The organism is Barnesiella sp. CU968 (genome assembly GCF_905219685.1).
Classification (GTDB): domain Bacteria; phylum Bacteroidota; class Bacteroidia; order Bacteroidales; family Muribaculaceae; genus Lepagella; species Lepagella muris_A.
Genome location: NZ_CAJMXD010000119.1, coordinates 1 through 7577 on the forward strand (window position 1 = coordinate 1; position 7577 = coordinate 7577).

Annotated in this window: 7 protein-coding genes; 2 read left to right on the forward strand and 5 right to left on the reverse strand. The window is 46.2% G+C overall.

The features are described 5' to 3' along the window. Positions 1 to 256: 256 nt before the first annotated feature. The 5 genes from JX312_RS06270 to pgk form a co-directional block, all read right to left on the reverse strand. Complete coding sequence (locus JX312_RS06270; RefSeq protein WP_172469623.1) at positions 257 to 1129, reverse strand: energy transducer TonB; 873 nt, start codon at positions 1127 to 1129, stop codon at positions 257 to 259. A gap of 38 nt (positions 1130 to 1167) precedes the next feature. Then, a complete protein-coding gene (locus tag JX312_RS06275; protein WP_123407610.1) occupies positions 1168 to 1947 on the reverse strand; it encodes a biopolymer transporter ExbD in 780 nt (259 codons plus the stop codon). A 5-nt stretch (positions 1948 to 1952) separates the two neighbouring features. Then, positions 1953 to 2678 carry a biopolymer transporter ExbD gene (locus JX312_RS06280; protein WP_123407608.1) on the reverse strand — a complete coding sequence of 242 codons (726 nt, stop codon included), beginning with the start codon at positions 2676 to 2678 and terminating at the stop codon, positions 1953 to 1955. 58 nt (positions 2679 to 2736) lie between these two features. Beyond that, a complete protein-coding gene (locus JX312_RS06285; RefSeq protein WP_204457421.1) occupies positions 2737 to 3576 on the reverse strand; it encodes a MotA/TolQ/ExbB proton channel family protein in 840 nt (279 codons plus the stop codon). Between the two features lie 473 nt (positions 3577 to 4049). After that, positions 4050 to 5300: a phosphoglycerate kinase gene (gene pgk, locus JX312_RS06290; protein ID WP_204457418.1), complete on the reverse strand. Its 1251-nt coding sequence runs from the start codon at positions 5298 to 5300 to the stop codon at positions 4050 to 4052. 240 nt (positions 5301 to 5540) lie between these two features. Between pgk and JX312_RS06295 the strand changes: the two genes are divergently transcribed. Next, a complete protein-coding gene (locus JX312_RS06295; protein WP_204457419.1) occupies positions 5541 to 7031 on the forward strand; it encodes an RNase adapter RapZ in 1491 nt (496 codons plus the stop codon). Between the two features lie 8 nt (positions 7032 to 7039). Then, positions 7040 to 7577, forward strand: a 538-nt coding sequence (locus tag JX312_RS06300; protein ID WP_370541481.1) for a sugar phosphate nucleotidyltransferase, incomplete at its 3' end; no start/stop codon positions are given.

Here is a 7577-nt window from a genome sequence, read left to right on the forward strand (position 1 = left end):
TAAAATTTTAACAAAATTTGTGGGGTATGGTTTAGAGAGTGTTTGAATTAAACATGAATTATATGTAAGATTTTCCGGAATTAATTCTTTTCATCCCCCGAAGTGTCTTTTTTCATTCACAGCGTTGACATTTCATCGGAGTGACGTCTGTCAAAGTATTTAACAAAATTAACAATTTAATTTAACATTTGAAAGAAAGTACAAAAAAATAAGGGAGCGACAGAAGATCGCTCCCTTATATAAGGATTGTATGAAATTACTGATTCTGCAAACGGAACACAACCGGGAGGTTAAAGTAGCTTCGAACGGCAACACCATTGTTTTTACCAGGCTGCCATCTGGGCATCTTCTTCACAACGCGGATTGCTTCGCGGTCGAGATCGCGGTCAACACCTTTCAGGATTTCCGCATGACCGATTGAACCGTCTTTCTCAACAACGAATTTCACGATCACACGTCCCTGGATATCGTTCTGCTGTGCAGACTCCGGATAGCGTACATTATTGCTGAGCCATTTCATCATTGCAGCCGTTCCGCCTGGGAATTCCGCCTGCTGCTCAACCGCTACGAAGATTTCCTCCTCTTTGGGTTTAACTTCGGGCTCCGGTTCCTTGACGATAACCTGCTCCTGAACCGCCTTGAATTTGTCGGCGTCATCGCTACCTTCCTGAGTCACGACACCACGGGCGGTGTTGTCCTCTTTCTGGGTGTCCATGTCCATTACCTCGTTCTTAACCTTATCGGCATCCACGATGGCAATCTGAGTGACCTGAACTGTGGCGAGCACCTCTTCAGGCACTTCTATTTCGGGTTGTTCGAATTTCTGTTCTTCGATTTCAGGCTCTGGCTCCGGTTCGTCATTCTGTTCGGCGAGCTGGGCTGCCATCATCTTTTCACGCTGCTCCTGAAGGGCGATTGCCTGCTGTTCAGCACGATAATCCGACCATCTGCTGAGCGCGATTATAAGGATGAAGATCACAACCAGACCGATCAATGTGAAAATCGCAGCCAGATTGTGGCGTTTGTCACTCTCTTTGCGAAGCTGATAAGCACCAAATTCCTTGTTCTTATCTGCAAAGACGAGGTTACGCCAATCTTGTGAGGTTAGATCTACATTTCTATTAGCCATTTTGTCTTTCTGCTTTAAGTATTAATAAATCTAACTCATCATTTATGGTGACGGTTCTGGAAGTCGATCACCATGAGTGAATCCGCCTTGGTCATGTTGTCGATCTGATATTTTGAAATCGAATTGATCTGCATTTCGTCGAGCACTGACACGAGGCTACCGAAGGAAGCCTGGGGTGTTGACTTGATGATGATCACCGGTTTCTTCAGATTTTCATCTTTTCTGATCTTGGAGGCAGCCTCGTCATAAGCCATCTGAGCTTTTTCGCGGCCATCTTTGGTTTCGAGGCTTCCGAAACCGCCGCTGGCATATTTCTCTTTAAGCTTATTGATCTCGGTCAAGACATCCTTGTTACGCTGCTGGATAATCTCGCGGATGCCGCGGGCCTTTCCTGATTTTTCATCGTTAGCAAGGAATTCGGATTCCTGAATGTTGTTGTTCTCGGAAAGCACTGTTCCGCCGGGGCCTAAAATACCTGCATCACCACCGGGTTTGCCGAAGTAATAATAGATGATAGGCTGAACTTTACCATTCACTGTGTCCACATCGAATGAGCCTGTTTTTCTTTTTGCGTCAAGAATGATTGTCACAGCGTCGTCGGCTGATGCCTGCGACATGTTTTCCTCATTCTGAACTTTCTCATTCGAAGGGAGCGCTATTGTCAAAGTCTGCGATTTGATCATTGTCGTACAGAGCATGAAGAACGTAATAAGCAACATGTTCATGTCGACCATAGGCGTGAAATCCACGCGGATCTGCATTTTTTTCTGGTGGCCTTTACCTTTGCCGCCACCGTCGTTTTGTTGAACTTCTGCCATAATTATTATTCTTCCGCTCCTTTAAGAGCTGTCAATAACGTAAACTTATTCATGTGGATTGTCTGGAGATTGTCCATGACCATATGCACGATGTCGAAAGAAGTGTTCTGGTCCGCCTTGATGGCAACACCTGTACCGTCTTTGATCTTGTCGGCAAGGTTGGAGTTCTCTGTCTGGCGCATTGCCTTCATCCACATCTGGAATTCATTGGGTTTGGCTTCATCGGAATTCCAAGAGATCGGAATACCGGTGACGTGGTTGGGATTTTCGTCCTCGCCTGATAGCCATTGATCCATTTTTGTCTGTCCTTCCTGCTGAGAGGCGAGGTCAAGGAACTCACCCATCTGACTGAGGGGCACACCAAATGAACCTACCTTGCTGAAGGCGTACTTTTGCTCTGGTGTGAAGCTTATTTTTTTCTTATGCGACTCGTTGTAGATTTCACTCACTTTGTCGAGCAGTGCCATCTTCATCTTCTCGTTGCTCCAATTGGATGAAGTGTCATTGTTCATTGTGAGCCAAACTTTGCCTTCCGGGCTCAGAAGCACCTGCACGAAGTTTGTTTCCTGCACCTTTTCAGTAGATACTGAAGGGGGTGTGATAACTGTGGTGGGCTCCTTCTGAAGGAAGGTGGAAGTCAACATGAAGAAGGTAAGCAAAAGCACGGTCACATCACTCATCGCGGTCATGTCGATGAATGTGCTTTTTCTTGCAATTTTTACTCTTCCCATATTAGCTATAAACTTAATTCGGTTTTGTTAAAGTTAGTTGTGTATTCTCTATTAAGAATTACTTGTGAGTAGCAGCGAAAGTAGCTACGATAGAGAAACCGATTTCGTCGATAGCGTAGGTAAGGTTGTCGATCTTGTTGGTGAAGAAGTTGTATGAAATTACAGCGAAAGCACCTGTTGCGATACCGAAAGCGGTGTTCACAAGAGCCTCGGAGATACCTGTAGAAAGCTCGGTTGAGTCAGGAGAACCGGAAGAAGCAAGAGCCTGGAATGATTTGATCATACCCATAACGGTTCCGAGAAGACCGACGAGTGTACCGAGAGTGGTGAGGGTAGCGATGATGGGGAGGTTCTGTGACAGACCCGGCATCTCGAGAGCTGTAGCCTCTTCAACCTCGTTGCGGAGAGTCGTGAGTTTCTGCTCTTTGCTGAGGGTTGTGTTCTCGTCCATCTCTTTGTAGCGAACCAAAGTGTTGTAAACCACAGAAGCTACAGAGCCTTTTTGGTTTTTGCAACGCTGCATTGCCGCATCGATTTTGTTTGCAGCGAGGTCAGCCTTGATGTCGGCAACGAATTTAGTTGTGTTGCCTTTGCCGGAAGCTGATCTGATAGCGATCCAACGTTCGATAGAAAGCACGATAACAGTGAGAAGAAGAGTCATCAGGATAGGCACGATAAAACCACCTTTGTAAACTGTACCTGCGAGGTTCAGAGGATGACCGTCTGTTGTGCCCCCTTCGAAGTTACCGGAGTAGCCCATACCGAAGAGGAAGATGCATACGGCTGCGGCAGCGCAGGCGATAATCACTGCGAATGCGTTGCGGATACCGCGGATGTTGCTGATTTTTTCCTCTTTCTTAACTTTTGCAGAAACAGTTGCTGCTGGCTTGGGTGCCATTGGTTTCTGAGATTCCATAATCGTTCTATTTTTAAATAGTATTTGTTAAAAGATTAATTATTACTTTAAGATTTTTTACTTTGTTGTCTGATGTCCGCCCGCCTCATGTCGTGATGTGTGGAGAGTGGCTTAATGCGAGCTTTCATGTAACCTTGTTGTGTCGGTATCGGCACTTTGCGAGCCTATAGTATTGTCGACATTGCAAAGTTACAATATATTTTGAATAAATCATCATTCGATTATAAAAAAAATATAGAGTTTGCGGCTAAATTTGATTTTATTAAGCAAAGATGCATTAAAAATATGTTTTATAACATAATTTTTGAATTTCATTTCAAAAGTCCGGACACGTAGTATATTGTGTGTAGGGGCATGGACTATTGTGTGCTCGCCATCCGGCTAAAATATAGGCGGTGTGTCAAATTTTATCAATTTTGACACACCGCCGTTTGTGATTATATTGTCAGGGCATATCAGCCTTCGATAGCTGCTACACCGGGGAGAGTCTTGCCTTCGATAGCCTCGAGGAGTGCGCCGCCGCCTGTGGAAACATACGAAACGCCGTCGGCAAGACCGAATTTGTTGACGCATGCAACGGAGTCGCCGCCGCCTACCAATGAGAACGCACCGTTTTTGGTTGCCTCTACAATTGCTTCTGCAATGGCTTTGGAGCCGGTGGTGAAGTTGTCGAACTCGAATACTCCGGCAGGCCCATTCCAAAGGATAGTCTTGGCGGGTACGATCACGCTTCTGAATGCCTTGATTGATTCGGGACCGGCATCAAGACCTTCCCAGCCTTCGGGGATGTCAAGAACAGAGCATATCTGAGTGTTTGCATCATTGCTGAAGGCATCTGCCGCAACGCAGTCTGTGGCGAGAACGAGGTTGACACCCTTCTCCTCTGCCTTTTTCATGATGTCGAGAGCAAGGTCAAGCTTGTCAGACTCACAGATGGATGTTCCGACGTTGCCGCCCTTTGCTTTTGCGAAGGTATATGTCATGCCACCGCAGAGGATGAGATTGTCAACCTTGTCCATGAGGTTCTCGATGATACCGATTTTTGTCGATACTTTGGAACCGCCCATGATAGCAGTGAACGGACGTTTGATGTCTTTAAGGATGTTGTCAACAGCTTTTACCTCTTTCTCCATAAGGAAGCCGAGCATTTTGTCCTGCTGATCGAAATAATCGGCGATTACGGCAGTGGAAGCGTGGCGACGGTGAGCTGTTCCGAATGCGTCGTTTACATAAACGTCCGCATAGCTTGCGAGAGTCTTAGCGAATGTCTGCTGACGCTCTTTCATTTCTTTCTTAGCAGCGTCGAATGCAGGGTCGTTCTTGTCGATTCCAACGGGCTTGCCTTCCTCTTCCGGATAGAAACGGAGGTTTTCGAGAAGAAGAACCTCGCCGGGTTTAAGGTCTTTTGCAGCCTGCTCGGCACNCATGCAGTCGGGAGCGAACTTGACCTCGCAGCCAAGAGCCTTTGCTACCGCTTCGCGAATCTGCGAAAGGCTCATTTTGGGGTTTACTTTACCTTTTGGCTTGCCCATGTGCGACATGAGAATAAGAGAACCTCCGTCGCTGAGTATTTTTTTAAGGGTGGGGAGGGCACCGCGGATGCGGGTGTCGTCTGTAATGTTGCCGTTTTCATCCAGTGGCACATTGAAATCCACTCTTACGATGGCTTTTTTGCCGTTAAAATTGAAATCTTCGATTTTAGCCATTTTATTGAAATATATTGGGTTATTTAATTCTTACGGTTTATATGCCGAAGGTGAAAGCTTAAGAAATCGTGCGTATTCACCACCTGCAAAATTAATAAAAATAACAAAGTTGAGCAAATAAAATTTTGTCGCAGTATCATTAATAAGGTTAATTTGCTCAACTTTTATTAATTTTGAAGTTAAATTAACAACTATTTCATGCAACTTCCAAACAATTGTGAGGAATCTGAATGGCAGACTATGGATAAAGACAAGGATATAGAGATATTGACTGAATTATATCGCGTTTATTGTTGCGCAGGTGTGAATGAAGTGTCACGGTTGCCGGGTGCCGGTTCGGGACGCCGCTATTTCCGGCTTTCCGGCAGCCGGATTGTGAATGGACAGGAGGTTCCTTTCAGTTGTATCGGAGTTGCAGGAGACTCGGAGCGAGACTGTCGCGCGTTCGTAAGTCTGGCGAAAGTGTTCGGAGAAGCGGGTGTCGCGGTGCCGGAAGTATATGTGGCGTCTCCGGATTATATGCATTACATACAGGAGGATCTTGGGGATACGTCATTGTTTTCCGTAATTTCTTCCAATACGGCAGATGGAGATGCCGGAGGGGAGTCGGTGGCGGAGAAGCTTGTCAAGGAGGTAATGACATCGCTCGTAAGAATGCAGACAGTGAAGGCATCTCTATGGGAAGACCATGTTGAATATAATCCCTTCGGAAGACGACAGGCAATGTGGGATCTCAATTATTTCAAGTATGAGTATCTCCGTCCGTCGGGTTTTGATTTTGATGAAGACAGACTTGAGGATGATTTTGAAAGATTCGCAGATGATCTGACTAAGGTGTCGGAAACAAGAGGAGGATTCATGTATCGTGATTTTCAGAGTCGCAATGTGATGTTGTCTCAGGGCAGACCGTATTTTATAGATTTCCAAGGGGGCAGACGGGGTCCTGGCGTTTATGATGCGATTTCTTTTTTGTGGCAGGCTAAGGCAGGTTTTACAAACGGTTTTCGTAATCGTATGATGGATCATTACTTTAATGAGAGGTGCGCCATTAACGGAGAAGCGAGACATCCGGAGACAGAGACGCTCCAGACGCAGCTTTTCGCGCTTTTCCGCACATTGCAGGTGCTTGGAGCCTATGGACTCCGGGGGCTTGTAGAGCGTAAGGCATATTTCATAGAAAGCATTCCCGGTGCCTTGTCAAATCTGAAGGATCTTATAAATATCGGAGCGGCTGACCGTTATCCGGAATTAAAACGCGTGTGTGCTGTCATCATCAGTGATGTGAGATTTTTGAATAACAGCCATGACGGATTGCAGATATCTGTTTTCAGCTTTTCTTATAAGAAAGGTTATCCATCGGATTTTACGGGCAACGGAGGAGGCTTCATGTTTGATTGCAGGGGCATGCATAATCCCGGACGTTATATTGAATACCGTAATCTTACAGGGCGCGACAAGCCTGTGGCAGATTTTCTCGAAGAGAGAGGAGAGGTGCAGGAGTTTGCCAGTAATGCCTTGCGGATTGTGTCTCCGTCTGTAGAGACCTATCTCAGACGTGGATTTTCGAGTCTGCAGATAGGATTCGGATGCACCGGCGGCCAGCATCGGTCGGTCTATTGTGCCGAGCGTGTGGCACGGGAGCTTGCGGAGCGTTATCCGTCGGCATGTGTGCGCCTGATTCACCGGGAGCAGAATATTGATACATTGATAACACCCAAAAAAGAAATATAGTGAGAGCGATGATATTGGCAGCCGGTTTAGGCACAAGATTGAAACCATGGACGCTTGAACATCCCAAGGCATTGGTGCCGGTAGACGGGATTCCGATGCTTGAGCGGGTAATATTGAAATTGAAGTCGCAGGGATTTGATGAGATTGTGGTTAATGTCCATCATTTCGCAGGTCAGATAACAGACTTTCTTGATTCAAAAGACTTTGGAATAAAAATAAGCATAAGCGATGAGCGCGGGGGGCTGCTTGACACAGGCGGTGGATTGGTCCATGCGAGGCATTTGCTGGAAGGGGAACCGTTTCTTGTGCACAATGTAGACATTCTCAGTAATGCGGATCTGTCTGCCCTCATGCACTTTCATGAATCCGAGGGAAATGACGTAACGCTTCTGACAAGCGACAGAAAGTCTTCAAGGAAATTGCTGTTTGATGAGGATGGCAGTCTGAAGGGATGGCATAATCTTGCTGATGATGAATATCGTCCGGCTGTGCCTGTAGATTCAGACAATGTAACGGAAGAGGCGTTCAGTGGCATCTATATAGTAG

Excerpts from the sequence above, each read along its gene's own strand:
- JX312_RS06270 (WP_172469623.1), bottom strand. The coding sequence starts at position 1,129 with ATGGCTAATAGAAATGTAGATCTAACCTCACAAGATTGGCGTAACCTC.
- JX312_RS06275 (WP_123407610.1), bottom strand. The coding sequence starts at position 1,947 with ATGGCAGAAGTTCAACAAAACGACGGTGGCGGCAAAGGTAAAGGCCAC.
- JX312_RS06280 (WP_123407608.1), bottom strand. The coding sequence starts at position 2,678 with ATGGGAAGAGTAAAAATTGCAAGAAAAAGCACATTCATCGACATGACC.
- JX312_RS06285 (WP_204457421.1), bottom strand. The coding sequence starts at position 3,576 with ATGGCACCCAAGCCAGCAGCAACTGTTTCTGCAAAAGTTAAGAAAGAG.
- JX312_RS06295 (WP_204457419.1), top strand. The coding sequence starts at position 5,541 with ATGGATAAAGACAAGGATATAGAGATATTGACTGAATTATATCGCGTT.